Annotated in this window: 21 protein-coding genes and 2 pseudogenes; 9 read left to right on the top strand and 14 right to left on the bottom strand. The window is 59.9% G+C overall.

Features of this window, described 5'->3' with window-relative positions; genetic code table 11:
- Window positions 1-27 precede the first annotated feature (27 nt).
- Window positions 28-1,506 (bottom strand): SulP family inorganic anion transporter, encoded by a 1,479-nt coding sequence (locus WKB25_RS04370; RefSeq protein WP_340568905.1) that lies wholly within the window; start codon window positions 1,504-1,506, stop codon window positions 28-30.
- Window positions 1,507-1,938: 432 nt separating this feature from the next.
- Window positions 1,939-2,199 carry a hypothetical protein gene (locus WKB25_RS04365; RefSeq protein ID WP_340568904.1) on the bottom strand — a complete coding sequence of 87 codons (261 nt, stop codon included), beginning with the start codon at window positions 2,197-2,199 and terminating at the stop codon, window positions 1,939-1,941.
- 80 nt (window positions 2,200-2,279) lie between these two features.
- On the opposite strand from WKB25_RS04365, the gene WKB25_RS04360 reads away from it, so the two are divergent.
- Window positions 2,280-2,834, top strand: a complete 555-nt coding sequence (locus WKB25_RS04360; protein WP_340568903.1) for an XVIPCD domain-containing protein — start codon at window positions 2,280-2,282, stop codon at window positions 2,832-2,834.
- A gap of 194 nt (window positions 2,835-3,028) precedes the next feature.
- On the opposite strand, the pseudogene WKB25_RS04355 reads toward WKB25_RS04360, so the two are convergent.
- The 5 genes and pseudogenes from WKB25_RS04355 to WKB25_RS04335 all read right to left on the bottom strand — a co-directional run.
- Window positions 3,029-3,216, bottom strand: a pseudogene (locus tag WKB25_RS04355) (transposase); the annotation flags it as partial.
- Between the two features lie 115 nt (window positions 3,217-3,331).
- Window positions 3,332-4,234, bottom strand: coding sequence for a plasmid partitioning protein RepB C-terminal domain-containing protein (locus WKB25_RS04350; RefSeq protein ID WP_340568902.1), 903 nt, complete (start codon window positions 4,232-4,234; stop codon window positions 3,332-3,334).
- A complete protein-coding gene (locus WKB25_RS04345) occupies window positions 4,231-5,127 on the bottom strand; it encodes a plasmid partitioning protein RepB C-terminal domain-containing protein (protein ID WP_340568901.1) in 897 nt (298 codons plus the stop codon). Before WKB25_RS04345 ends, WKB25_RS04350 begins: the two co-directional genes overlap by 4 nt.
- Entirely contained in the window at window positions 5,124-6,623 is a 1,500-nt protein-coding gene (locus tag WKB25_RS04340) for a recombinase family protein (RefSeq protein WP_340569121.1), read from the bottom strand. The genes WKB25_RS04345 and WKB25_RS04340 overlap by 4 nt, the downstream gene beginning before the upstream one ends.
- 632 nt (window positions 6,624-7,255) lie before the next feature.
- Window positions 7,256-8,167: pseudogene (locus WKB25_RS04335) on the bottom strand (IS5 family transposase); the annotation flags it as partial.
- 316 nt (window positions 8,168-8,483) lie between these two features.
- Between WKB25_RS04335 and WKB25_RS04330 the strand changes: the two are divergent.
- The 7 genes from WKB25_RS04330 (at window position 8,484) to WKB25_RS04300 (ending at window position 14,151) form a co-directional block, all read left to right on the top strand.
- Window positions 8,484-8,987, top strand: coding sequence for an H-NS family nucleoid-associated regulatory protein (locus WKB25_RS04330; RefSeq protein WP_340568900.1), 504 nt, complete (start codon window positions 8,484-8,486; stop codon window positions 8,985-8,987).
- Window positions 8,988-8,989: 2 nt separating this feature from the next.
- Window positions 8,990-9,235, top strand: a complete 246-nt coding sequence (locus tag WKB25_RS04325; protein WP_340568899.1) for a hypothetical protein — start codon at window positions 8,990-8,992, stop codon at window positions 9,233-9,235.
- The gene (locus tag WKB25_RS04320; protein ID WP_340568898.1) at window positions 9,236-9,397 is read left to right on the top strand and encodes a hypothetical protein; all 162 of its coding nucleotides are present in this window, start codon (window positions 9,236-9,238) and stop codon (window positions 9,395-9,397) included. It abuts the gene before it with no gap.
- Between the two features lie 321 nt (window positions 9,398-9,718).
- Entirely contained in the window at window positions 9,719-10,369 is a 651-nt protein-coding gene (locus tag WKB25_RS04315) for a restriction endonuclease (protein ID WP_340568897.1), read from the top strand.
- Window positions 10,370-10,493: 124 nt separating this feature from the next.
- Complete coding sequence (locus tag WKB25_RS04310) at window positions 10,494-11,714, top strand: ABC-three component system protein (RefSeq protein WP_340568896.1); 1,221 nt, start codon at window positions 10,494-10,496, stop codon at window positions 11,712-11,714.
- Window positions 11,711-12,199, top strand: a complete 489-nt coding sequence (locus tag WKB25_RS04305; protein ID WP_340568895.1) for a three component ABC system middle component — start codon at window positions 11,711-11,713, stop codon at window positions 12,197-12,199. Before WKB25_RS04310 ends, WKB25_RS04305 begins: the two co-directional genes overlap by 4 nt.
- A complete protein-coding gene (locus WKB25_RS04300; RefSeq protein WP_340568894.1) occupies window positions 12,196-14,151 on the top strand; it encodes a DUF3732 domain-containing protein in 1,956 nt (651 codons plus the stop codon). Before WKB25_RS04305 ends, WKB25_RS04300 begins: the two co-directional genes overlap by 4 nt.
- 479 nt (window positions 14,152-14,630) lie before the next feature.
- Here WKB25_RS04300 and WKB25_RS04295 read toward each other — a convergent pair whose 3' ends face one another.
- The 5 genes from WKB25_RS04295 to WKB25_RS04275 all read right to left on the bottom strand — a co-directional run bounded on the left by WKB25_RS04295 (window position 14,631) and on the right by WKB25_RS04275 (window position 20,542).
- A complete protein-coding gene (locus WKB25_RS04295; protein WP_340568893.1) occupies window positions 14,631-15,068 on the bottom strand; it encodes a hypothetical protein in 438 nt (145 codons plus the stop codon).
- The gene (locus WKB25_RS04290) at window positions 15,065-17,071 is read right to left on the bottom strand and encodes a hypothetical protein (protein WP_340568892.1); all 2,007 of its coding nucleotides are present in this window, start codon (window positions 17,069-17,071) and stop codon (window positions 15,065-15,067) included. Before WKB25_RS04290 ends, WKB25_RS04295 begins: the two co-directional genes overlap by 4 nt.
- Window positions 17,068-18,594 carry a site-specific integrase gene (locus WKB25_RS04285; protein WP_340568891.1) on the bottom strand — a complete coding sequence of 509 codons (1,527 nt, stop codon included), beginning with the start codon at window positions 18,592-18,594 and terminating at the stop codon, window positions 17,068-17,070. The genes WKB25_RS04290 and WKB25_RS04285 overlap by 4 nt, the downstream gene beginning before the upstream one ends.
- The gene (locus tag WKB25_RS04280; RefSeq protein ID WP_340568890.1) at window positions 18,581-19,843 is read right to left on the bottom strand and encodes a site-specific integrase; all 1,263 of its coding nucleotides are present in this window, start codon (window positions 19,841-19,843) and stop codon (window positions 18,581-18,583) included. Before WKB25_RS04280 ends, WKB25_RS04285 begins: the two co-directional genes overlap by 14 nt.
- A 132-nt stretch (window positions 19,844-19,975) precedes the next feature.
- Window positions 19,976-20,542 carry a single-stranded DNA-binding protein gene (locus WKB25_RS04275; protein WP_340568889.1) on the bottom strand — a complete coding sequence of 189 codons (567 nt, stop codon included), beginning with the start codon at window positions 20,540-20,542 and terminating at the stop codon, window positions 19,976-19,978.
- Between the two features lie 281 nt (window positions 20,543-20,823).
- Between WKB25_RS04275 and WKB25_RS04270 the strand changes: the two genes are divergently transcribed.
- Window positions 20,824-21,855 carry a LacI family DNA-binding transcriptional regulator gene (locus WKB25_RS04270; RefSeq protein WP_340568888.1) on the top strand — a complete coding sequence of 344 codons (1,032 nt, stop codon included), beginning with the start codon at window positions 20,824-20,826 and terminating at the stop codon, window positions 21,853-21,855.
- Between the two features lie 94 nt (window positions 21,856-21,949).
- Here the strand turns inward: WKB25_RS04270 and WKB25_RS04265 are convergent, their stop codons facing one another.
- Window positions 21,950-24,004: a PAS domain-containing protein gene (locus WKB25_RS04265; RefSeq protein ID WP_340568887.1), complete on the bottom strand. Its 2,055-nt coding sequence runs from the start codon at window positions 24,002-24,004 to the stop codon at window positions 21,950-21,952.
- Entirely contained in the window at window positions 23,994-25,490 is a 1,497-nt protein-coding gene (locus WKB25_RS04260) for an ATPase domain-containing protein (RefSeq protein WP_340568886.1), read from the bottom strand. Before WKB25_RS04260 ends, WKB25_RS04265 begins: the two co-directional genes overlap by 11 nt.
- Window positions 25,491-25,542: the final 52 nt, after the last annotated feature.

The following is a 25,542-nucleotide window of genomic DNA, read 5'->3' as shown; positions in this document are numbered from 1 at the left end:
GCCCAATGGCGCCCGAATTCCCACCACTCAATGACCGGACGAAAGCGTGGCGCCTGGCATGCGATGCTTGCCCAGGCGGTCCACCAAGGTTTCGCTCGCATCGTTGAGCCCATAGACCTCGACAGTGGCTCCGTGCTCGCGGAGTTTCATCACCACCCGGTCCAAGGCGTCTACAGCAGTCAGATCCCAGAAATGCGCATCCTTCAGATCAATGATGACATCCTTGGGGACATCCAGATAATTGAAGCTGCTCACGAACTGTCCAGCAGACGCAAAGAACACCTGCCCCTTCACCACATAGACGCGCGAGTCCGCCTCCACCTGGGTTTCGTCGATGGTGAGCATCTTGCCGACCTTGCGGGTGAAGAACACTGCTGACAGAACGACGCCTGTCAGGACGCCCTTAGCAAGGTCGTGGGTGGCCACGGTGACAATCACGGTGCCAATCATCACCACTGAAGAACTCTTCGGATGGATGGCCAGCTCACGCAGCGAACGCCAACTGAAGGTGCCGATGCTGACCATGATCATCACCGCCACTAGTGCTGCCATCGGAATCTGACTCACCAAGCCGGAGCCATACACCACCAGCAGAAGCAGGACCACGCCGGCTACCAGACAGGAAAGCCGGCCGCGGCCTCCCGACGTAATGTTGATCACCGACTGACCGATCATGGCGCAGCCAGCCATGCCGCCGAAGAACCCGGTGACCGTATTGGCTAGCCCCTGGCCCGCGCATTCACGATTCTTCTGGCTGGGCGTCTCGGTCATGTCTTCCACGATCTGTGCCGTCATCAACGACTCCAACAGGCCTACCACCGCCAGGGTCGCCGACACCGGCAACAGGATCTGCAGCGTTTCCCAAGTCAGCGGCACGTCTGGAATCAGGAATACAGGGAGGCTATCCGGTAGATCGCCCATGTCCCCGACGGTTCGCACGTCAAACCCAAAGTACATGGAGGCAGCAGTCAGCACGACGATGGCCACCAAGGGCGAAGGAACCGCCTTAGTCAGAAGCGGCAACAGATAGATGATTGCCAAACCCGCAGCACAGACCGCGTAGACCAGCCAAGGCATTCCGATCAACTCGGGCAGCTGTGCAAGAAAGATTAGGATGGCCAGCGCGTTGACAAAGCCGGTGACCACCGAGCGCGACACAAAGCGCATCAGCGAGCCCAGTCGCATAGCACCGGCAAGCATCTGCAGAACGCCCGCCAAGATCGTCGCCGCGAACAAGTACTGGATGCCATGGTCCTTGACCAGCGTGACCATCAATAAGGCCATGGCACCGGTCGCAGCCGAGATCATGCCAGGACGCCCACCGGCGATGGCGGTGATGACGGCGATGCAGAACGAGGCATACAAACCCACCTTGGGGTCGACGCCGGCGATGATGGAGAATGCGATCGCCTCAGGAATCAGGGCGAGTGCAACAACGATGCCGGACAGCAGGTCGCCACGGATATTGCCGAGCCATTGCTGGCGCAGGGGATAAATTGCAGACATGTGAAATGATCTCCGCGCACAGTCATGCGCGCTAAGCGAAAAAACAGGCACCCTTCCAGACATCAATGTCTGGATCGCTTCTTAAATCAAGCGTCAGGGTGGAGTCATCGCTGGCGACCGTTATTCGTGAGAATGGTCGATTGTACCCTGACAATGCTCTGCTGGCGAACTAGGGCGGAAGAGGCTAAGCCTTGTCCGAGAGCAGGCGCCAGCGGGTGTGGTTCTGCCGGCTATCTGTCCTGCCCTGAGAAAATTCGCGCTCCACGCTTCCCCGGGAGACCAATGAGGTCAGGCGTTTCCGGAACGACCGCCGGATCCTCTCGTACAACTTTCGGTCGCAATTCTCGTAGGTGTGCCCCGTCAGGCGTTCGACCAACTCACCGGTCGTCAGCCAATCCCCAGCGATTCTCAACGCACCGTACAAGTTCCGAGTCAGTCACCGTGCCTGTAAAAAGGCTGGTTGACGTGAGGAATGACCGCGGCGATTTCGCAAACGTCGACTTGCACTTCGTGCATGCCAAGAGATGTCTCGATGGCTAAGAGGTTTCTTTCTGCCCTTTCTAAGCGCTGACGCTGCTCGACGACTTGAGCATCTAGCTCGTCCGCCTCCCGTCGCAGTAGCTCAATCTCCCCTTGCAGCCGGGAGTGCTTTACGATCAACCACTTAAGTGAGGAAGGGGTGCGCCAAGTCATGGAGGACTGTATAAAGTCCTCCCAGCATTTTCATGGGGCATCTGCTACCAAATAGCGTGCCTGAACACGAAAGGCCCCCCATGCAGGCCCCGGTTGAGCCGGTGACTGCATGGGCTGAACCCGTGACGGAACCTACCCCGCATCCGGCCCATGCAGTGGCGAGCGATGCCGAGCCGGTGCGGATTGCGCGCGATGAGAAGGCTGATCCCACCCGCCCGGGTCACCCCGACCACGTGCTTTACCAGCAGGTCTTAGAGGGTGTGCAAGCCTTGGATGCCAAGCATGGGCGCAGCTTTGACGCTACCAGCGAGCGGGTGGTGGCCAGCCTGCTGGTGCTGGCCAAGGACAACGATCTGGAGCGGGTCGACCACGTGCTGCTGAGCAACGCCACCGCAGACAAGCCGGCCGGGTACACTCTGTTCGTGGTACAGGGCGAACCAGGCAATCCTGCTCATCTGCGGGCTGCGATGCCGACGGAACTGGCCGCACAGACCTCGGTGGAAGAGTCGATGCAGCAGTTTGATGTTGTGACTCAGGAAGCCCATCAACGGGCCCTGGCCAATCAACTTGAGCAGCAGATGGAGGATCAGCGGGTACAACACGATATCCAGATTCGCGCTGCCAGTGGAGGGTGAACCTTGGCCTCGGTCCTCTGCGGACTAGGCAGCACCATCCTCGGCTACGTGCAGCAGATGCGACTGCCCTATCGGTGGTGTCCAGTATGGTGCGCCTGTCCAGTTCATTTGGCGCCACTGTCCAGTTTGTTTGGTGGCGGTGTCCAGTTCATTTGGCGACGGTGTCCAAGTGCTTGGCTGTATGTATTCAGGCTTGTGTTCTCGGCCTCCAGGTCCTTGAGCCGCTTGGCGTCGGCACGCTCATGCCACCGAACTTTCTGCGCCGCAGGTAGTACGAGGCCTCACTGAAACCATGCTGGCGGCATAGGTCCTTGATCCGCATGCCCGCCTCGGCCTCGCGCAGGAAGCCGATGATCTGTTCTTCGGAAAAGCGCTTCTTCACGCCCAATTTCCTTGTCGTTGAGGATTGGACTCCAAACCGTCGCGCTACTCAATCTCGGGGGGCGTCGCGGTTTCGCAATATCGCGGGGGAATCCAAGTGGGGGGAGTTCAGAAGGCTACCCCGCCTTGAGGTGCTTGATGTCCGCAATGCGCTGAAGCTGTTGGAGATGATCCGGCTTGTTCTTGGCCAGCCATCGTACAACTGCGGCATTTTCCAGCAGAGCGGATCCAATGTGCGTTTTGACGATCTCGAGCTGAAGACTGGCTGGCCCATAGTTCTCCTCCAGCAGCTTCGTATCGGCTTGCAACGCTGCCAGCTCCCGTTCTAGGCGTTGGAGGGCTTCAATAGGGGCACCATTGGCCGGCTTTACCTCCGAGGGGTCTATCAGCTGTTCCGGAAGGGTATTCTGGAGAAGTGCCGTAGCCAGCTTGATCGAGTAGTCCCCCAAGTTGACCATGGTCTGAGCAGCATCGATCTGTCGGAACGGTTTCATTTTCCGCAGCGACCGGAAGACGCCTGCAGCTACTGACTTGTCAGCCAGTATGGACGTGGCTTCGTCGCAAACTCCATCCAAAAGCCGGAATTTGTCCCGGATAGAACTGGCCGAGATATTGAGGACATCCGACAGCTGTTCCACGGAGACCCCGCGCTCCGCTGCCCTGAGAATCATTCGGTGCTCTTGGACAACCGATAGCCTATTCACCTGCTTGTTATAGGTGTAGCCTTCGTCGTCCGTCGAGATTAAGCAGGGGGCCACGGATGCTCCCAGCTCTTTCAGGGCATCCAGGCGCATTCTCCCATCCAGTACCAAGAACCACCCGGCGTTGCCCCGGTCCAAGGTGACCACGATGGGCTCAACCAATCCTACCGTCCTGACCGAGCTCACGATCTGCTGATACTTGACCGAGGTCTTGGTCCCCGTGGGCATGGCCACACTGTAATGCAATTGGGCCAGCTGGATGTCCACGCAATCCTTTTCAAAACCCAGGCGCACGCCCGAAGATTGCCTCTTACTCATCGGCCCAGTCCTCTGCGGGGCAGCAAGTCAGCCAATGGCTGCGGGACGCTGGTCAGCCCCTCCGATTGGAGAAGTCCGCAGAAATCTTTCAAGGCAAACAGCTCCTTGAATATCTGCCTGGCCAAGAGGAGCGATTGCTGCGTGAACTCAGCCTTCTTCTGGATGCGCTGGTGCATTTCCACGTCGCGTTTGTAAAGCTTGGCCAGGTCCTCGGGGGTCAACTTCTTCCGAGGTGTGCCGTGAGCGTAGGTGTTGGCTCCCTTCTTCCCGCTTCTAGCTCGATGAGCCAAGATCTTTCGGACCACGGTCACCTTCTTTCCCTTAAGCTCACCGGCCTCGTAGGCATCCATCAGCAACTGTTGCGCATCGCGATCGTTTGCCCGGGCGATGTTCACGGCAAGCGCCAAGGAAATGTGGCCGGCCTCCGCGGCGGCCAGCAGACGGCGCTCTCCACGCTCCATGAGGTTGGCCACGCTGTTCACCCAAGACGGAGTGCAGCCAAGCTTGGTGGCTATCTCCGGGTCTGAGTAACCACGCTCCCTAAGCACCTGGACCTGCTCCATGGTCTCAGCTGCCCTGGGCGTTCGACGGGCCACATTCTCCACGATGCTCATGACGTGGCCGGTGTGCTCGTCCACGTCCAGGATTAGGGCGGGGATTTCGCGGTGGCCCAACAGCTTACAGGCCTCGAGGCGGCCTTGGCCGCAGATCAGTGCATAGGGGAGCGGCGTTTCTTCAGGGGATGCCTTGCGAACGCTGACGGGGCGCTTTAGCCCCACCGTTTCGATGCTTCGGGTGATGCCGCGGTGGATGCGTTGGTTTCGGACACGCGGGTTGGCGACGTGAATGTCGGCAATGGGGATCATCTGAACGCTTGTGCTTTTTTTCGTCATGCGGCCTCCAGCAATGCGGCCCGACCGGCCAGGGCGAAGAACTCCTCCAGCGTGTCCATCCGGTAGGCGTCCAAGGAAAAGCCGTTATCCTCCATGGAGGGCATGCCTTCGGGGGTGAAATCGATGGAGGGAAGCACGTAGTAGTCGTAGGCATGACGGTTGCCGGGATCCATTCGGACCACCACAGTCAGATGCGGCGTCAGGCTTGCATCCAGTCGGATGCGCCAGCGGTTAGAGCCAGCGGGCGTGGGCTTGCACCGTGCGATGACGACGGACGTGAGGAGCTCACCGTTCACCCGCAGCAGACCGGTATCCCGGCATGGCTCGACCCACCCACCGTGTTGGGCGATGCCATCGACCACCAGCTGAACCATCTCAGGATGCCGCTGCCGAAGTGCGCGATTGATCTCCAGGTAGGCGTAGTCGCGTTTGGGGGAGTAACCAACCAAGCCATAGGCCCGGAGCAGGCTTCCAAACCGATGGCGGAAGGCGCTACTTGAGGGGGCGCCTTCTTCTTCGTCGATCAGCATCCCTGACAGCGCGCCATGCCGTTCGAGCAGAAAGCGCAGGGCTTCCAGCATCTGGCCATTGTCCAAGTGGACCGAACGTGCCGCTATGACGGCTTGTACGCTTTCGAACAGATCAACGGGAACAATAGCTTCAAACGCATGCTCCTTCCGCACCCACGCCTCCGGCGGATTTTGAACGTGTTGCAGCTTCAGCTTGAACGAGGTCCGGTTGTATACGTTGTGACCGACGTATTTCTCATTCGTTAGTATTTGATGGATGGTCCCTCTGCTCCAGAGGCCACCCACCTCATTGAGAGTGCCTTCTCGGTTCAGAACGGAGGCGATGACCCGCTCGGGCATGCCGTCCTTCAGAAACAGCCGATAGATGCGCAAGACGGTGGCAACTTCTTGCGCAGGCCCGGGCACCAGGATCACCCGGTCGGTCTGGATACTCTTTTGCTCTCCTCGAGCGAGCAGCGCCTTGGGCCGGAGGTGCTCATCCACGAGTTGGCGGCGCAAGCCATATCCCGGCGCGCCTCCTTGTCGAAACCCGTGCCGCACGATGTTGCACGCCCCTCTGAACACCTTGTCAGATAGCTCGCGGCTGTATTCGGCAGCCATGCTGCGCTTGAGGCCAATCATGATGGTCGAGGGCAACGAGCCATCGTTCTTGAAAGCTTCTGCGCAATAGATGACCGGGACGCCATGGCTCTTACAGGCGTGAACGTAGGCGGCGGCCTCGTCGGGGTCCGGGAACCGTCCCCAACGGCTGACGTCGTAGACCAAAATGGCGTTGAAGCTGGGAGAGGGGAGCTTCACATCGCGCAGAAGAGCTTGAAGGGCGCTTCGACCTTTTAAGTTGAGTCCACTCTTACCAGAGTCCTCGTAGGTCTGGACGATCCGCATGCCATGCGCCTTGGCGTATTCAGCGATTGCCGCAGCCTGGTTCTCCGTTGAGTAGCGCTGATGCTCGGTCGACATCCGCACATACTGGGCAACCGGTATGAGCCCGTCGGAGGATTGGATAGCATCGGACACTGCGTGGTGCGAGGACACGGCCAGTGCTTCCCATCTAGGACTATGTGTTCAGCGACCGTAGGCGGGCAGTCTGACGGTCTCGTTACGCTTTGAGTTCTTGACTGAATCAATCAAGTTCGTGATGCCTGTATGCAGTCGATAGGCATAGTGGAAGGTGAAGCGGCCCCGCTGCAAGCCGGGCTTGCTCCTATCACTGTCAGTGCAGAAGAGTCCATTCCAATCCATCGGGCCCTGAGCCAGTACGCCAGAACCCATACCTCTTCCCGCAGCGTCGTCGGGGCCTCCGCGATACTAGCGGACACTGGAGCAGTACCTTCTGCGGCCGCGGCGTCAGGTATGCGCTCCGTGTGGCGGGGTAGCCAGTACGTTCTCGATCGTTCAAGTTGTCACTCAAGCCGGTGTACAAGGGTTCCGAGATGCGTTGCAGAATCAGAATTTTGCCTAGGGATGCTCTGAACAATCGTCGCTGAGCCTTGGATTTCCAGTGCCGGAGTCATCCGGAGCCGGTGGGCGCAGAGCATTGCCGTATTATTCCGCTCCCCAAGTGCCCTTGCGGACACCTCGGGACGAATTTACCCCTATGCTGGCATCAACTGCCGACGCACCATCCACAGATTGGACAGTGCGAACAGCGTGAGCACCTGTGCGGTGTTCTTGGCCAGCCCCCGGTAGCGCACCTTGGTGTAGCCAAATTGCCGTTTGATCACCCGGAATGGATGCTCGACCTTGGCGCGCAGGCTGGACTTGCAGCGCTCCCAGCGCTCGACCTGCTTGCGATCGCGAGCGTTGCCAATTGCTTTCACCTTCGATCGCTTGTCTGCGCCGGTATAGCCGCTATCGCCGAACACGGAGTCTTCTTTGCCGTGCAGCAGCTCATGGGTGACGGTCACGTCGCCCACATTGGCCGCAGTGCACTTCACGTGATGTACCAGGCCGGAAAACTCATCTACGCCGATATGCGCCTTCATACCGAAGTACCACTGGTTGCCCTTGCGGGTCTGGTGCATCTCAGGATCGCGCGCCTTGTCGGCGTTCTTGGTCGAACTGGGCGCGTGGATGATCGTGGCATCCACGATCGTACCTGCGCGAAGACTCTGGCCCTTACGGGCAAGGTGCGCGTTGACCGCTTCGAGCATCTTCGCCGCCAGGCCGTGCGTCTCCAGCAGACGACGGAAGTTGAGGATCGTGGTCTCATCAGGAATCGCATCAAGGCCGCTGAGTCGAGCGAACAGCCGCATCGAGGCGATCTCGTGCAACGCTTCTTCCATGCCTGGATCGCTCAATGCATACCACTGCTGCAACAGGTGGATGCGCAGCATCGTCTCCATCGCATAGGGCGGCCGACCCACGCGGCCCGAGCGCGGGTAATGCGGCTCGATCTGGCCCAGCAACGCCTTCCAGGGAACCACCTGTTCCATCTCGGCCAGGAAGATCTCGCGACGGGTCTGCTTGCGCTTGCCCAGGCCCTCGGCGTCGCCGAATGTCAGCTGCATGGATGGCTCCTCAACATGAGCCGTCAATGTCTCTCAGGTTGCCAGCCAGCGGCCGGCACTACCCCGGGAGTTGTTCAGAGCATCCCTAAGGCAGGCTCGGCGTACGTTCGTTTTGGCCCGGATGGATCACGTCACAGCCATCGCGCGGCCAGAACAAAAATATTGAGCGAGAGGTAAAGAAGATCCAGAACAGTTCCCGAGGAGACCCATTAGAAAACTGAGGCAACTTGGTTCTCCCGTTGGCCCCCGGTAGCGTCGGGTGGTCATGCACATAGCGATGGGCTATAACCATTGAATTCCCGAACGGAGCGTTCCCTTGGCCCTGACCACCCTGAAGTCCCTCAACGCCGAAATCAAACAGCTCGAAGCCCAGAAGAAGCTGGTGGAGAAGCGCGACGGCGAGGTGCCCAAAGCCCTGGCGGTCCTACAGAAGTATGCGAAGGTCCTCAGTCCAGCCCAGCGGCGGCAGGTGGCCAAGCTCATCGGTGAAACGATCGACGCCAAGCCGGCGCGTGCCACCAAGGCCGCCAAGGGGCCAATCAAGGGCCGCAAGCTCGGAAAGGTGGCTCCGAAGTATCGCCTTCCCAGCGGGGAAACCTGGGCGGGCCGTGGCCTGGCCCCCAAGGCCTTCACCGCATGGGCCAAGTCCGCCGTGGGTAAGGCGTGGGCTCAGGCCAACCCCGGTGCGAGGTTCCCGCCAGCCGATGGTGCAGTGAAGAAAGCGCCCGCCAAGGCCATGAAGAAGGCGGGCAAGGCGGCGAAGAAGATCACGCGGAAGGCCGTCAAAAAACCTGCGAAGAATGTCACCAAGAAGGCCTGATCGTGCTCGGACTGTTCCCCAAGAAAAAGAGCCGGCTCTCTCCCCAAAGCAAGGCCATCGCGGCCGCCCACGTGCTGCTGGACAGTGCCCAGGGCCAGTTGGACGAGAAGGCCGCCGGCAGGCGCTTGCGCGAGGAAGTGGGCCTCCAGTGGTCTTATCTGACTTGTATCCAATACCTGTCAGGGCAAGAGGCTATGGCCGCCATTGAATCCCTGCCCAAGGGGTGGGAGGAAAACGGGCGCACCTAGGTGCACCTGCTGGGGGCCGCAGTCCTGGCCGCGCACACGGTGGCCAACCTGCGTTCGGACGGCACCTCGCTTTGCGCCAGCTACTTGGCTCAGGAGCTCAAAGGAAAAACCGTGGAGCAGTGGCTGGCTGAAAAATCCGACGCGTTCCGGGAAGAAACCTGACAGCCGGTGCACATGGCCCCCGATGGCGGCCTGAAGAGCTTTCGGAACCGTGGGTGTGCCGTCCCGGCAATCTCACCCGGAAATGGGGAGCGAGCGCGAGAATCCCTGCGCAAGCGCCGACGAACGAGGCCCCCGCAAGGGGGCTTTGTTGCACCGGCACACCGGCCAGTTCATTGGGGCGGTGCCGCTGGGCCCAGGTCGGTCGGCGTCTTCGGATCGATGCGCAGCGCGACAGCGCGGACCGGCAAGGCCGGGAGGCGCCCAATTGAGCTATCGTTTGTCAACGGAGAGAAGGATCATCGACGCCGAACAGCAGGGATCATGACGACTGAAACCACAAGAGAAGGCAGCACTACGAAGGAGCGACTGCGGCTCGGACGAGCATTGAGATCCGGCCATCTGGTTTTCGATAGCATGGATAATGCGCTGCACGTGGTCCAGGACGGAAAGCCAGTTCACAGCTTCCCCTACGCATCGCTTTCACCCTCGCACTGGGGCTATGTGTACGAACGACATGTCGGCTTGGAGTTCGAGGCTCAAGGCTATGCGTTGACGTACCGAGGACTTCAATTCGGCTTCGTGGACAGTGGCGTGGACCTGGTTCTTGAACGCGACGACGAGACCATTTACGTCCAGTGCAAATACACGCTCGGAAAGCGCATCAGCGCCAATGAAGTCCGTTGGATTATACACAAGGCCGATGCTTACCTTGCGGAACAATACCAAGGTCGCCGACTGCATTTCCATCTGGTGGTCCCTGATTCAGAGCGGTGTTTCTCGTCGGTCAAGCTGCGACTCAATGGCAATGTCAAGAAGCATTCGACTGCACGCTACTTCGAGGAGCACAACAATCTCCAGAATCGCTTCAGGCTCAAGGTCGTGGAAGTACCCATGCACCACCCAAGCAGCGAAATTCAAAATCGATTCCCCAGCCAAGACGATTTGTTACTATTGCCAGAAATGGACAAGTAGGGGGCGGGTTTGCGGCCATAGACGGGAAAAAAAGAGCGTAAGACATAACGCATCGGAAGATGCGCTATGTGGCCCCGGCCTATCGTCGTTCCCGCCCTCCAAGAACTAGCACAAGGACTTAGGCATGGCCGAGGCGCCCACCGATAAGTTTTCAGCCAGCGAGCAGGGTCTTGGATATATCTACCAGGCACGTCTCGCGCTGCTACAACTGCTTCAGTTGCCGGAAGACACTGCCATCTCACTAGAAAAGGACGACGACCTCGACTTTGTCGACGGCGACGGTGGCAAGTCCTTGGCCTCACTTAAACACAAAGCAGTTGGCGATAGGTTGACCGACCTGTCGACGGACTTTTGGAAGTCCGTCAACATCTGGCTGGCGCGGTACAAACGGGATGGCCACGCCGCATCGAACCTGCGGTTCTTTCTGTTCACCACCGGTACGGTATCGACCAGCTCGTTCCTTACCCGTCTTCTCCCTGATCAGCCCGCCGCCGGCGATGCGAAAACGCTGACCGAATTGGCCGATACCGCACTTGCCGGTTCGACATCAAAACTCATCGCGCCGATCGCTACAGCCTTCAACGAACTGAGTGAACCCGAAAAGCAAGATTTTCTCGAACGCATCCTGATCCTCGATGGCAGCCCACGCATCAGTGACATTCCGGCGCTCATAAGGGACAAGCACATGCGAAGCATCCGACGCGAGCATCGCGAGTTCGTCTTCGAGCGGCTGGAGGGCTGGTGGAGCGACGCAGTGATCAAGCAGTTGACTGGCGCCAAGTCGGAAGGGATCTTTGGCTACGAAGTCTCGGACAAGCTCTCGAACTTCGCCGAGGAATATAAGGCGGACAATCTGCCTATCACGTTCCGTGGAAAGGTGCCCACCGACGAAATCGACACTGATGCCGACCCGCGCCTGTTCGTGGCCCAACTTCGCGAGATCGGCATATCCTCCAATCGAATCAGGAGCGCGATTCTGGATTACTACCGAGCGTTCGAGCAACGATCGGCCTGGGCACGCGAGAATCTGCTTGTGTTGGGAGAAGTCGAAGAGTACGAAGATCGCCTCACCGATGAGTGGGGACGCTACAAGGATGTCGCTTTCGAAAAGCTGAATGACGACAGCGTGGAAGAAGCACTGCGCGAAGCTGGCGCATTCCTTTATAACTGGGCGGAATTTGAGACAGGGAAGATCGAATCCCTACGCATTCGCGCACGAGTGACGGAGCCCTATGTCCTTCGCGGCAGCTTCCACATCCTGGCGGATGCCAGGCCCGAACCCAAGGTCTACTGGCATCCCAGATTCCTGGACCGCCTTGGCGAGGTGCTGGGGGTGGCTTCGTGAAGCGATGGGATCAGCGCCCCTTTGAAATTCGGAACCTGTTCAATCCTGCATTCTGCGGCTTGGTCCTTTTCCGCGCCCTGCACGGCTACGAGGAAGAAGACGCCCGCGGCATGCCATTTTCGCTGTCGCTGCTCGTGCTGCCCCTGTGCATGCACAAGGATTCACGCGAGGTGATCGCCAGCAGTCCACGCAGTTACCTGCTCAAGACCGCGGAGAAGAACCAGCAAATCATGGTGGGGTTCACCGACCGAGTTACGCAGATGTTGCCGTATGCCTTCGAGGGGTTCGGTGTGCTGATGGAAAGGGGTTGTATCGCCGTCGCGGACGATGGTCGCATCCAGACCGTCCCCAAGAGGGTCCGCAAGAGCGTTGATGGAACCGCCGAAACCGTTGCCTGCCAGAGAGCGGCACGCATCATCGGAAAGGAATTTGCACGCATCGCCGACCGAGCGACCGTTTACACGACTTTCGGGATTCGTCCATGAAGATCAGATCTATCCACATCTACAGCCATGATGGCCAGCGCCGTGACCTCCAGTTCAAGGTAGACGGACTCAATGTCATCACCGGTCGCTCCTCCACCGGAAAGTCAGCGCTCTCCGAGATCATCGAATATTGCATGGGACGATCCTCGTTTAACGTCCCCGAAGGCATAATCCGCGACAAGGTGGCCTGGTTCGCCGTGATCTATCAGTTCGAGAATGAGCAGGTGCTGGTCGCCAAGCCGACCCCGCCCGGCGGAGGCGCCAGCTGCAGCACGGCCATGCTGCGAAGGGGGGCTCAATTGCAGGCTCCCTTGTTCAAAGATCTGGCGATCAACACCGACGACGACAGCATTGTCGAACTGCTGTCGCGCCTGCTCGGCATTCCGGAGAACCGCACGGAAGTCGCGGTTGAGCACAGCCGCGACAGCTACGATGCGAACGTCAAGCACACCTTCTACTACCTGTTCCAGAAGCAGGGCTTGGTTGCCAACAAAGATCAACTTTTCTATCGGCAGAACGAGCAGTTCCAACCGCAGGCGATCCGTGACACGCTGCCAATCCTGCTCGGCGTCTCCTCGCACGATCGCTACGAGCTGAAATCCAAACTGCGTATAGCGCAGCGCGATCTCAGAATCAGCAACAAGAAGCTAGAGCAGGCGCGAGACGCCGTCGACACATCGCATGAACAAGCTATCGGCCTCTACTCGGAAGCAAAGACGGTCGGAGTCATCGGCAGTACCGACGAGAACCCGAATACCGACGGGATCATTGATGCATTGAGGTTGGCGCTGTCGTGGAAGCCCGAAACGTTGCCAGACGACGATGGCAGCCGGGTTTCGCTTCTGGAAGATGAACTTGCCCGGTTGCGTCAGGATCGTCGTGACACCCAGACCCGGATCGACGCAGCACGACAGTTCGCCAAGCGGTCGGGTGGCTACGAGAACGAGGCCGCCGAACAGATAGACCGGCTGGCCTCGATCAAGGCGCTGCCGAAAAACCCCGACAGCGGTGAATGGCAATGGCCGTTCAGCGAGCAAAACTTGGCGCTGGAGTCTCCGGTCGCCGTCGTCCTGCTCAAGGAACTGGAATCGCTCGACAAAGAGTTGCGCATCGCCACCGGCCAGCGCCCCAAGCTCGAAGCCTACCTGGCCGAACTGACCGGCAAGGCGGACGGAATCGCGGGCGATATCAAGCTGAAGGAAGCCGAGCTATCCGCGGCGATCTCGGCCAACGAAGTCATCGCCCAGATGGGCACCCGCACCAACGCCGCCGCCCGCGTCGTCGGCCGTATCAGCCTGTTCCTGGAAGCGATCCTCCCGAATGAGGATCTTGCCAAGCTGGAAGCTGAAAATCGCCGTCTCAACAGTAAAGTCAAACAGCTCGATGAACAAATCGGCGCCGACGACAGCAACGAACGCCTGACCTCGATTCTCAGCAACATCTCTGCACAGGTATCGCGGTACGTCCAGAAGTTCAACGCCGAATTTGGCCCTTATCCTGCACGGCTCAACCTGCCACAGTTGACGATCATCTTCGATCGACCCGAGCGTCCTGTGCCGATGGGCCGGACCGGAGGCGGTGAGAACCATCTGGCTTACCATCTGTCGGCACTGCTCGCCCTGCATCTATTTGCGGCACAGAACAACCGTCCCATTCCAAGCTTCCTGCTGATCGACCAACCAACCCAGGTCTACTTCCCCTCCGAGCAGGTTTACAGGGACGCCGACGGCTCTGTGCAGAAGACGGAAAAGGACGCCGATCTCGATGCGGTGCGCCGGCTGTTCGAGTTGCTGCTGAAGTTCACCCTGGAGGATGTCCCAGGTTTCCAGTTGATCGTCACTGAGCATGCGAACTTGCGCGATCAGTGGTTCCAGGACGCGCTGGTCGAGGAACCGTGGACCAAGCCGCCCGCGCTGGTTCCGGAGGAATGGCCGCCAGAAGCGGCGAACTGATCCATCGAGCCGACTTGCAACGGCCGGTATGGGGAGCTGGCGGGGGGGGGGGGACGTCGGCCTCCACTCCGCACCCCTTACTCGGCACACCGATCGATATGCTCGCACTGCCGTGTAACGCACGATATCGAGCAGTTCCACGATGCCACCGTGCATGCCGGCGTAACCAGCTGGCGCAGTGGAATTTGGGGGCCGCCATTGCGGATGAGCCCTCGGGATCTGCGGGGGCATTACGACCCTTATGCAGAATCCATCAAAATGTCAAGGCTTGCTAGTGGCTTCCAGCCTGGCAGCGCTGTCCAGCATGGTTACCGCATCCAATTCATTGACGTCACTGTCAAGATTGTTTGGCAACAGGTGTCCAGTTGGTTGAGGGACTGGAACAGAATTTACGGCATGCTCGCCTTCGTGCGCGCCCTTCCAGCTCACAACCAGCGGTTCAGGATCTTTGGCAGCAGCGGAGCGCAGGCACCGCACGCTTACTCCTTCGAGGCCTTGGACTGATCTCGACTTGGTTTCGGCAGCGGGGCGCTCAGCATCAGCATGGTCACCCCCTTTCGCTCAGCGTTGAGAGCCCAAGTTACAAACTGCTCCTTGAGCAGCATGTTCTCACTTCTGAGCCGCTGAACAGATCTCTGCAGCCGCTCAACCTGCTCCAAGGCAGCGCGCACCTTCTCGTCCCTAGGAACGGACTGCTCGCCCGTCCAAGTACCTCTCAAAGTCTCCTTCCGCAGCCTAAAGGCGTTGGCAATCTCTGGATACGCACTTAGCGTAAACCTAGAATATTCAATGCCCGTCGTCTTCTCCACTGCAGCGATAAGCAGGTCCCATGTAAGCTTTCCTTTCCATCCGTCAATGGAATCAAGGATACTGCTCACGACATCCTCGGTGAGATCAGGAGCACGTCTCTTCTTCATTTGGCTGGCTTCGATCCCTTGGACTTGAACAAGCCACATTGAATTTTTCCGCGGTCCACTATCATCGCTGCATTCACGATGTTCAGTCGAATGCGTGCGCCGTCCGAGACTGAATTGTCCTCCAGAATGGCAAGCAGCGAAACAATTCTCTCCACCGTCAGTTCCTGATGCTTCACCCATGTATCTGCGCCGTACTCCTCATCTTCAAGTGCAAGCCTGGCAGCAGCCAAAAGACACTCAGTCTCTCTTTTCAACGCACGCAGGTTCTGCTCCTTCTGCTTCTCCCCCTTCACACACTCCTGCTCCTCGCAGTTCATGCAATCGCGGTACATCAGACATGGCTCACTTGCGAAATCATGCATACACCATCCATACGCAGTGGTGTGGGCGGCTGAGGCACCTACCTCGGAGAAATGGCTTCGCAAGATGATGTGCCTGGGCGGCTTCTCCACCAGATTAGCCATGAACCCGGATGCAATGGCTTGACTCACTGGAGATTGGACTTCGTCAGAGCTCATGTGGTCGTATGCCCGATTCTGCGCTACGTCCTTGCGGCCGGAGAAGATCGCAATCTCGACGTCACTCATACCTCCCATCTGAGCAAGCATATTCAAGTAGTGTCGAAGCGAATGCGTGTTCATGCGGATAGAGCTACCGTCATCCTCGGTGTATCCGAACCGCGTGAAGATGGACGGCCGACCGTCATGCGCTTTAATCGAATTGGCGATCATCGTATAACTCACGCAAGAGAACATACAGACGTAGGTAATCTTATCGGCATTAAGTTCATTGAAAAGCACAACACCAATTGAGTCGCGACATAGAAGTTTTTTCGCACCAGGGACAAAGGGGAATGTGCGAGGAAGCATAGCAACTACCGCAGCCTCGACATCTGCAAACAGGAAACCTAACCGCCTTCCTCCCATTGGCACTGGCTCGAGTTTCTTTGTATTCCTCGCCCAAGCAAATGCAGAAGCGCCAGCGCTCTCATCACCCCAAAGTATCAATGCAATCTGAGCAGGACTCAGCACTGCCACCCCTCTAAGATGAGCCACAGCATCATCTAGAAACAGAACACCCGGATTAGTGGTATACCACGCAGCAAGCTGGCTCGCCTGATCCGTTGCAGTCAGAAGCTTCCTCAGAGCTTCTCTCGCGGTAGATGCCATCTGCGTGGGCAACCATTTGGTGCCGTCCTTCGCCCCCTTTGATCCCGGCCATCGCAAGCCACGCTTCCCCTGAAAGCGCCCCGATCCCTCAACTATGCAATCGCGTTCCAGCCTCAACGCCTCGTTGATTCGCTCGGGCGCGCAGCTTAGAAGGGCCAAATAACTCGAAACAAGGACGTCCCGAGGCTCGATCGCCTGTTGAAATATACCGCCGAGCCCGCGCAACGCAGCTGCGGATGGCAGCTTGTCCTGCCGCGCCTGCATGGCCTGTTTAGATATTCGGGAGCCGAGCTCGTTCGGCTTCCCCAGAGCGCACTTCCAGTCCTGCGTCAGACTGATGAAGTTCTTTTCTCTCATGAACTTCGCAATCAGTTCCAACTGTCCGCCGATCCTATACGCCACCGATGGCGTGACCGATTGCACAGCAATTTCGACCGCGCCATCGAGGACGCCAACATCAACAGCGCTTGGCCTAGATCCCTTATTGCCTTGGCGCAAAGCGGCTTCCATAACGCGTAGCGCGGACAACCGGATGCCCTGTGAGACCACCGGTCGACAATCGTGAAGATATACCAGGGTCGCCTTCGCAAAATCCAGAAACGGCTGCGGCATGGGTAGCCCACGCCGCCCATCCCGTACAGACTCATACGTTCTGAAGATTGCCCTGTTTACTGTATTGTGGCCCTTCAGATTGCCCAGAATCCAAACATCGCTTTCGAATTGGGCGCTTGCTCCCAGAACCTCGCTTTGGCGGCAAATGGCGATGAACTGTTGAATGTTCTCAAGCGGCTCGAGCTCATCCCTTGGCGTGAAGTGGAGTACGTTCTTTGTCATGCGCCTCGCGCCCCTCCCCTTTGCTTCCGCACGTACGCGCAGTCTGCGATGACCTCCCGGATGGCGATGATCGCAACATCGTTGATCGCGGCGATTCGTGGATCTGCTGACCATTCAGCCCGCTCTCGCTCGAGGCGGTCGAGAACCAATTCGTGCGGGCCGTCAAGCCAAGGCTCAAAGCGGAAGCATGTGTAACACGCTACCGGTTTACTCAAGGCACATCCCCTCCCACCGGAAGAGCAACTTGCCAAGGGCTTTCTGGATACGCGGAAATCAATGATTCGACTACCTGCCTCACCCGACTGCGTAGCTTGCTCTTCAGCATCAATCATCCGACCACGAAAGGCTCGTGCCAGCGGCGCCAACTGCTCCCCCATTGCGTGATCAATGTTGTCCACGATACTCGGAGAGGCTTCGAAGTAGACATCCACATTCTGAAGATCGGCATGACCCAACCTATCAGCAATCTCCGCCTTACTTGCCCCCTCTTCGGCCAAACGTGTGCCGTAGGTATAGCGAAACCTCCTCGGATTGATTGGCAGCGTCTCGAAGCCCAGTCTGGAAGTAAGCGGAGCGATAGAGCTAAGAATTTTGCTGAATATTCTGCTCAAGGATTCGCGCGTGCAGTGGCCAAAGAATGGATCACCTTCAACCCTTCTATTCCGCGGGAGTGCATGCCGCATCACTTCTTCCTGCAGAAAAAGCGCCGAATCACCATCGCCATCAATACGACTTTCGATGAGATCAACCACCAAGCGCGCAGTCGATGGGCTAATCGGAAACACCGTGAATGACTGACGAGAGTGATCGAGGCCATTCTTTACTTGGGGAAGCTTCAGCAGATAGGAGCCATTGACGCACGAAAAGTCCTTTACCTTAAGGGACGCGATCTGGGAGATCCGGCCACCCGTAGCGAACAGGAGCCGTGTTAGAACGAGCACCCAGAGAGCTATCTCTCCTTGCCCGTAGGCGGTATCTACCGATCTGTAGAGAGCAATGTACTCCTCGTCTGAGTAGGGACCTTCTACAGGGCAACTTTGTCTCACCGCCTGGCCCTTAGCATTACCCTGCTTACGCCTCTCCCGCAAATACTCGGCGCAGTCGCTTTGAACACCCGGCAGCCCCAGCTTGACCCACTTTTGGATCAGCACATTGAGCCAACCTAAGCGCCACCCCTCCTGTTCAGCCAGCCGAGCTCTATAGGAGGACAAATCTACGACGCCAATTGTTTCAATTACCGACTCAAGCTCGGTAACGCGAAGAAAGTGGAGGAATCCGTTGAAGAGGTTCACGGCGTATGTAGGGGCATTGCCTTCTACGAATATGTGCAGGGTGTACTTTAAAGATTCCACCAATTGACTATCACACATCGAAAGGCGCCTGAAGTCCATGCGGACGGAGAACACTCCATCGACCCACTGCCAGACATCTTCTTGAGGATTGAACACCAAGCCGCTCCGAGTAAGTGCCTTCAAGGGCAACCTGGCGACAGGAATTCCTCCATCTTGCTCAGCTCTTGCCATTGATCCTTCCATCCAGATCCTCCTGAATCCTCAATGACAACTGCTGCGCCTTCCTTTCTGTGTGTCGCCGCGTGTACGTTGCCGCTGTCTTAGAATTGTCGCTCCATCCTTGTTGACATATCCGGGCCCGCTGCTCCTCAACCTCCGACAGTCCAATAGCATCTGCCTGCTCAGAGAACCTCTCATTCCAGGTGTGTCGCAGCACATGACTCGTTATTTTCACCGAGACGTCCGGGCAGGCAGCCCTGATCTGCCGAAAAATTTTGTCGATACTCTTCTGCGATAACGCATCGCCTTCATCCGATACGATCAGCTGAGGGTGCCATCGCGCCAGATTGATGGCGCGGCGTTCTTTCACATACGCAAGTAGTAGCCGCATGATCGACGCTGAGACCTCAAGCGTCCGATCATTTGTTTTCGTATTTGGCTGACTAACTCTTGCGTCTTCTGGCGCGTCAGCGCGCCTTATGATGTCGATCTTTGGCTGGTCCGCATGTATATCTCGAAGCTGCAAGCCGAGCAGCTCACTTTGGCGAATGCCGATTGCCAAGAGCAGGACAACGATGAGCCAGTTTCGCCGGCGGGTGAATCCACGCACCCATGGATTGTTGGGGGACTCCGGGTGGACAACCGCGAGAACTCGGTTCTGCTCCTCCACACTCAAGCCCACACGAGCACCTAACTTGGCCCGCTTGGAGATCCGAGGAATGTGCTCTCGAAATCCTCCGAGCGCATGAAGGGTCTCCACCCTTAGATCTTCGCGCTGCGCTCGCTGCAATGTCGTCCCTACGTAGCTAGAAATGTATCCCAGAAAGTCCGCGATGTAGCGTAATCGCGAGGCACGCGTCTGAACATCGACCACGCGCTTCAAAACATCTGCATCGCCTCTGCCGCGTTTAGCGCTGATTCGCCGGACATTGATAGCTGTGGATGGCATACTTTCCGCCTCCTCCTCGCCATCCTTTACCCAGTACTGCGCTGCCGTAGCTATGCGGCCTAGCTCCGGCGCTGTGAGGAACTCCCCTTCGCGAAGGCGTTGAATCAGATCGATCCTCTCAGCCCTTAGACTGTTGTAGAGGACACCAATGCTTCCGCAAGCAAAGTGGATTGTGTTCGCCGCGAGTCCCTTCGTCCTGAACTTGCCCAGGTAGAGCGTCACTTCATGCACAGGAAGGCCACTGGGCGCCCGGAGCACCGAGTGCCGCTCTCCGTTCTCAAATCTGATTCGCTCAGGTGTATAGCCAGTCATCTATCAACACCTTGCCTTAGGTCGAAGGTTAGATCACGCCGGAATTCTGCCAGAAACTAATGTTGTTAACGAAAAAGGCCCCCATCCATAAAGATGAGGGCCTCTATCAACACTAAAACCGTTAAGTAGGAACTAGAACGGGATATCGTCGTCAGCGAAGTCGTCCATCGGCGGCGCCGACTGTTGCGGCTGCTGCTGCGGACGCTGCTGGCCGTAGCCGCCGCCCTGGTTGCCGCCCTGGTTGTAACCACCGCCCTGGCCGCCACGCGCGTTGCCACCGCCACCGCCGCCGTACTCCTGGCGCGGGGCCTGCTGGCGCTGCGGACGCTCGCCGCCGCTGAAATTGCCACCGCCGCCGCCTTCACCGCGGCCGCCCAGCATCTGCATTTCGTCGGCGATGATGTCGGTGGAGTACTTCTCCACGCCGTCCTGGCCGGTGTACTTGTCGTAACGCAGGCTGCCTTCGACGTACACCGAGCTGCCCTTGCGCAGGTACTCGCCGGCGATCTCACCGAGCTTGCCGAAGAACACCACGCGGTGCCACTCGGTACGCTCCTGCTGGTTGCCATCCTTGTCCTTGCGGACACTGGTGGTGGCCAGGCTGATGCGGGTGATCGCCATGCCGCCCTGGGTGTACTTCACGTCCGGGTCGTTGCCGAGGTTGCCGACCAGGATGACTTTGTTGATGCCGCGCGCCATAGGTACCTTCGTCCGTTGTCCAGGGGCAGGCCGCCAGTGATAGCACGTCCCCGGCCGGGGGTGCAGAGCGCTGGGGTCGCCCCCGGGAAATTTGGGGGATGCAAGAACGGGGCATCTTACCATCCCCTTGGCCGACACCTGGGTCAGGAAAGCGCCCGGACGGGGCCGGAATCGGGCCCGAAGCCCTGTCGCAGGGTCCTGCGCGCACCCTGCCCTGGCACCGGCGCCAGCCCAACGGCGCCGCATGGCATCATTCCCCGATCATCCCCCTTCCGGCCCCCATGACCATCAAAGGCAAAGCCACCTCCCTGGACATCGCCCACCTGGCCGGGGTCTCCCAGCCCACGGTGTCGCGGGCCCTGCGCGGCAGCCCGATGGTCAACGCCGAGACCCGCGAGCGCATCCTGCGCATCGCCCGCGAGCTGAACTACAAGGTCGACAAGAACGCCTCCAGCCTGCGCCTGCGCAATGCCGGCACGCTGGCCCTGCTGTTCTTCGAGGACCCGACCAATGACGACTCGCTGATCAACCCGTTCTTCCACTCGATGCTGGGCTCGATCACCCGTGCCTGCGCGCTGCACGGGCAGGACCTGCTGGTGTCCTTCCAGCAGCTGTCCACCGACTGGCAGGCCGATTACGAAGACAGCAACAAGGCCGATGGCATCATCCTGCTCGGCTATGGCGACTACCACGAGTCGCGCGACCGCCTGCAGCGGCTGGTGGAACAAGGCACGCACTTCGTGCGCTGGGGCGCGGCCCTGCCCGGCCAGCCGGGGGTGTCGATCGGCAGCGACAACTTCCAGGGCGGGCATGACATCACCGTCCACCTGCTGCAACAGGGCTGCCGCCGCATCGCGTTCCTCGGCCATGCTTCCAGCCACTATCCGGAATTCCAGGAGCGCTATCGCGGCCACGTCGAAGCCCTGCGTGCGCACGGCCTGGCCGCCGACCCGGCGCTGCAGCACGATGCGATCACCACCGAGGCATCCGGACACGAGGCCTGCCTGGCACTGCTGGCGCAGGACCGTTCCATCGATGCGATCTGCGCGGCCAGCGACCTGATTGCCATCGGCGCGGTGCGCGCACTGCGCGAGCAGGGCCTGCGGGTGCCGCAGGAGGTGGCGGTGACCGGCTTCGACGACATCCCGCTGGCAGCCTCGGTGTCGCCGCCGCTGACCACCGTGCAGCAGGACACCAAGCAGGCCGGCCAGCTGCTGGTGGAGAAGCTACTGGCGCTGATCGGCCGGCAGCCGGTGGAAGGCCAGAGCATTCCGGTGAAGCTGGTGGTGCGCGAGTCGTCGCTGCGCGCGTAGCCCTTCGGTGGCGCCAAGCCACGCTCGGCAACATGCGTGAGACGCTAGTCCGACGACAGCCGAGCATGGGCTCGGCTCTACAGGACCTACGCCACTACGCGCCGCCCGGCATCGCCGTACGTACCGCCATGCTGAACTCATCAAGCAGGAAGGGTTTGGCGATCATCGCCATGCCTTCATCGAGGAAGGCCGCGCGTTCCTGTGCCTTTTCCGCATAGCCGGTCATGAACAGGATCGGCAGCGCCGGCCGCGATTGCCGCGCGATTTCCGCCAGCTGGCGGCCGTTGAGTCCCGGCAGCCCCACATCGGTGACCAACAGATCGATGCTCTGCGCCGAAGTGAGGATGGGGATCGCCGCGTCGGCATCGCCCACCACCTGGGCGTGGTAGCCCAGATCCTCCAGCACCACCGTCACCAGCATTCGTACCTGCTCGTCGTCCTCCACCACCAGGATGGACTGGCCGGCGCCGCGCCGGATCGGCTGCGCAGGTGCAGGCGCCTCCTCTCCAACGGCCTCCGACATCGGAATGAACAGCAGCACGGTCGTCCCCTCGCCGACATTGGACTGGATGGCGATGTGGCCACCGGACTGCTGCATGAAGCCGTACACCATCGACATGCCCAGGCCCGTGCCCTTGCCGATGGGCTTGGTGGTGAAGAAGGGCTCGAACGCACGCTCGATCACTTCCGGCGCCATGCCGGCACCGGTATCGGCCACCGCCACCATCGCGTAGTCGCCTGCGGGCACGGCCGTGTATTGACCTTCGCGAACGCTGACCGCCGATGCGCGCAGGGTCAGATCACCCCCGTGCGGCATCGCATCGCGCGCGTTGATGGCCAGGTTCAACAGCGCGCTCTCGAACTGGTTGGCATCCAGCGTGGCGTGCAACGGCAGCGGCGAGGGCTCGGCGCGGATACGCACGGCCTCGCCCAGCGTGCTGTGCAGCAGGTGCTGCACCGAAACCAGCAGTGTGTTGAGCTCCACCGGCCGCGCATCCAGCGACTGCCGCCGGGAGAACGCCAGCAGGCGCTGGGTCAGTGCCGCCGCACGCTGGGCCGAGGCGGTGGCGGTGTCCAGGAAACGTTCGAGGTCGTCGACCCGCCCCATGTCCAGGCGCAGCCGCACGATGTCCAGCGCGGACAGGATGCCGGTCAGCATGTTGTTGAAATCGTGGGCGATGCCGCCGGTCAGCTGGCCGATCGCTTCCATCTTCTGCGACTGCCGCAGTGCGGCGTCGCTGGCCTCGCGCGCCGCCATCTGCGCTTCCAGCTCGCGGGTACGCTCGGCCACCATCGCCTCCAGCGCGTGCGCGTGCTGTTGGCTGCTGGCAAGGGCCAGCTTGGCGGCGGTGATATCGGTGACGAACACATGGAAGCCGTCGATGCGACCATCGGCATCCCGGCGTGGCGAGTAACGCACTTCGCAGTCCCGGCGCCCGTACACACGATGGGGCCAGACGATCTCGAACACCGCCTCACGGCCGACCAACGCCGCTTCCATCGCCGGCCGACGCTGCTGCCACACCGGCTCGCCGATGACCTCGCGCACATGCCTGCCGATCACGTCGCCGGTGGCCAGTTCGAACCAGCTTTCGTAAGCCTTGTTGGCAAAGCGGAAACACAGCGCGCGGTCCACGAACGCGATCAGCACCGGCATCGCGTCGGCGATCAGGCGCAGTTCGGCTTCACTGCGCGCCAATGCCGCGCGACCATCGGCCAATGCGGTGAGCTGGTCGCGCACCACGAACTGCTTCGCGCGTGCACGCAGCGCACCCTGCACTGCGCTGAGCAGCGACATGCTGCCCAGCGGCCGGTCCATCTCCACCACGTTGATCGAGCCGGGCAGCAGCGGTTCGCGGGTGGAACGCCGGTAGGAACGCGCCGAGCGCAGCAGGATGAACGGAATGTCCGACCAGGCCGGCTGCTGCTGCAGCGCCTGCAGCAGCGCTTCGATGTCGCGCGCCACTGCTTCCTGGGTCACCACCACTAACCCGGTGCAGTCATCGAGCTGGCTGGCCAATACCTCCAGACCGGGTGCGATGTGCGGTTTCAGACCCGCATTGGCCAGAACCGCGGCGATGCTGTCGGCATCCCGGCCGAAGGGGGCCACGATGCGGACAACGGTGCCGCCTTCATCGCTATCGGACATCGGACTGGCCCAGCAGTGCTGCGCTGTCGCCGACGAACTCCGGCGTGCCGGTGAGGATGCCCTGGAAGTCGGCCAATGCGGCGCTGACCGTGATGCCACGGCCGTCGATCTTCAGTTCGCGGATGGTGTCTTCGTGCGCACCGCCGCGGTTCTTGATCACCGAGATCGCCTTGCGGATGCGGCCCTTGGCCTCGAAGAAACGGAACAGCACCACCGCATCGGCGATGTAGGAGACATTGAGACTGCCGGTGGACATCGTGCCGACCAGCCCGTGCTGCGGGTTGATCATGAAGGTCGCCACGCCCTTCTGGTTGAGGTAGGACAGCATCTCGTGCAGCTGCAGCATCAGCTGCTTTTCCTGCGGCATGGCGGTGACATAGCCGTTGAGGCTGTCGATCACCAGCACGCTGCAGTTGCGTTCTTCCACGGCCTTGCGCAGGTTCCAGGAGAACTCGCCGGGCGATATTTCCGCGGGATCGATCTGCAGGATTTCCAGCAGGCCCGAACGCAGGTGCTTGTCCAGGTCGATGTCCAGCGCGGAGGCGCGTGCCAGCAGCGTGCCGACCCGCTCGTCGAATTCAAAGATGCAGCTGTGCTCACCGCGCTCGCAGGCGGCCCACACGTATTGCAGTGCCACGTTGGTCTTGCCGCTGCCGGCCGGGCCGGTCAACAGGGTGGAGGTACCGCGCAGCGGACCACCGCCCAGCAGCCGGTCGATCTCGGCCACGCCGCTGCTGATGGGCGTTCCGACAAACCGTCCGTGATGCTCAGAGGCGATCAGGCGGGGGAAGATCTGCACGCCGCCACGACGGATCACCATGTCATGGTAGCCGGCAACGAAATCGACGCCCCGCAGCTTCTGCACCTGCATGCGCCGCCGCGCAGGGCCGAAGTCCAGGGTCAGGCGTTCCAGCGACAGCACGCCGTGGCACAGGCTGTGCAGCTGGCCATCGCGCTCATCGCCGGTGGACGTCAGGTCGTCCACCAGGAACACCGTCGCGCTCTTGGGCGCGAAGAACTGCTTGAGTGCGAGGATCTGTCGACGATAGCGCAGCGAATCCTGTGCCAGCAGGCGCAGTTCCGACAACGAATCGAACACCACCCGGGTCGGCCCGATGCTGTCCACCTTGGACATGATCAGGTTGACCGTCTCGTCCAGCTCCATCTCCCACGAATGCAGCACCGACTGCAGGCGGCCATTGCCCATCGCCCCTTCGGCCGAACCCAGCTCGAACAGGTGCAGGCCGTCCAGCGACCAGCCGTGGGCCAACGCGACTTCGCGCAGCTCCTCGGCCGTTTCCGAGAGCGTGATGTACAGGCAGCGTTCGCCGCGTTGCAGTCCCTCCAGCAGGAACTGCAGGGACAGCGTGGTCTTGCCAGAGCCTGGCGGCCCTTCAAGCAGGTACAGCCTCGCCTGCGGCAGCCCGCCGCCAATGATGCTGTCCAGTCCTTCGATTCCGGTTGTGATCCGCATGCGTGCCTGCATCGACGTCGACGTTTGAGGGGCAAAGCCTATCGGCGCCCCTGTAGACGCTTTG

This window comes from Stenotrophomonas sp. G106K1, assembly GCF_037969685.1.
Lineage (GTDB): Bacteria > Pseudomonadota > Gammaproteobacteria > Xanthomonadales > Xanthomonadaceae > Stenotrophomonas > Stenotrophomonas lactitubi.
Note: the sequence above shows the minus strand (reverse complement) of the source record. Positions and strands in the feature narration are given on the sequence as shown.

What these genes read in the sequence shown, in the direction of transcription:
- WKB25_RS04295 (WP_340568893.1), bottom strand. Translation starts at nt 15,068, where the DNA reads ATGAAGAAGAGACGTGCTCCTGATCTCACCGAGGATGTCGTGAGCAGT.
- WKB25_RS04365 (WP_340568904.1), bottom strand. Translation starts at nt 2,199, where the DNA reads ATGACTTGGCGCACCCCTTCCTCACTTAAGTGGTTGATCGTAAAGCAC.
- WKB25_RS04265 (WP_340568887.1), bottom strand. Translation starts at nt 24,004, where the DNA reads ATGTCCGATAGCGATGAAGGCGGCACCGTTGTCCGCATCGTGGCCCCC.
- WKB25_RS04300 (WP_340568894.1), top strand. Translation starts at nt 12,196, where the DNA reads ATGAAGATCAGATCTATCCACATCTACAGCCATGATGGCCAGCGCCGT.
- WKB25_RS04270 (WP_340568888.1), top strand. Translation starts at nt 20,824, where the DNA reads ATGACCATCAAAGGCAAAGCCACCTCCCTGGACATCGCCCACCTGGCC.
- WKB25_RS04310 (WP_340568896.1), top strand. Translation starts at nt 10,494, where the DNA reads ATGGCCGAGGCGCCCACCGATAAGTTTTCAGCCAGCGAGCAGGGTCTT.
- WKB25_RS04275 (WP_340568889.1), bottom strand. Translation starts at nt 20,542, where the DNA reads ATGGCGCGCGGCATCAACAAAGTCATCCTGGTCGGCAACCTCGGCAAC.
- WKB25_RS04360 (WP_340568903.1), top strand. Translation starts at nt 2,280, where the DNA reads ATGCAGGCCCCGGTTGAGCCGGTGACTGCATGGGCTGAACCCGTGACG.
- WKB25_RS04260 (WP_340568886.1), bottom strand. Translation starts at nt 25,490, where the DNA reads ATGCAGGCACGCATGCGGATCACAACCGGAATCGAAGGACTGGACAGC.
- WKB25_RS04350 (WP_340568902.1), bottom strand. Translation starts at nt 4,234, where the DNA reads ATGAGTAAGAGGCAATCTTCGGGCGTGCGCCTGGGTTTTGAAAAGGAT.
- WKB25_RS04370 (WP_340568905.1), bottom strand. Translation starts at nt 1,506, where the DNA reads ATGTCTGCAATTTATCCCCTGCGCCAGCAATGGCTCGGCAATATCCGT.
- WKB25_RS04345 (WP_340568901.1), bottom strand. Translation starts at nt 5,127, where the DNA reads ATGACGAAAAAAAGCACAAGCGTTCAGATGATCCCCATTGCCGACATT.
- WKB25_RS04290 (WP_340568892.1), bottom strand. Translation starts at nt 17,071, where the DNA reads ATGACAAAGAACGTACTCCACTTCACGCCAAGGGATGAGCTCGAGCCG.
- WKB25_RS04280 (WP_340568890.1), bottom strand. Translation starts at nt 19,843, where the DNA reads ATGACTGGCTATACACCTGAGCGAATCAGATTTGAGAACGGAGAGCGG.
- WKB25_RS04285 (WP_340568891.1), bottom strand. Translation starts at nt 18,594, where the DNA reads ATGGCAAGAGCTGAGCAAGATGGAGGAATTCCTGTCGCCAGGTTGCCC.
- WKB25_RS04315 (WP_340568897.1), top strand. Translation starts at nt 9,719, where the DNA reads ATGACGACTGAAACCACAAGAGAAGGCAGCACTACGAAGGAGCGACTG.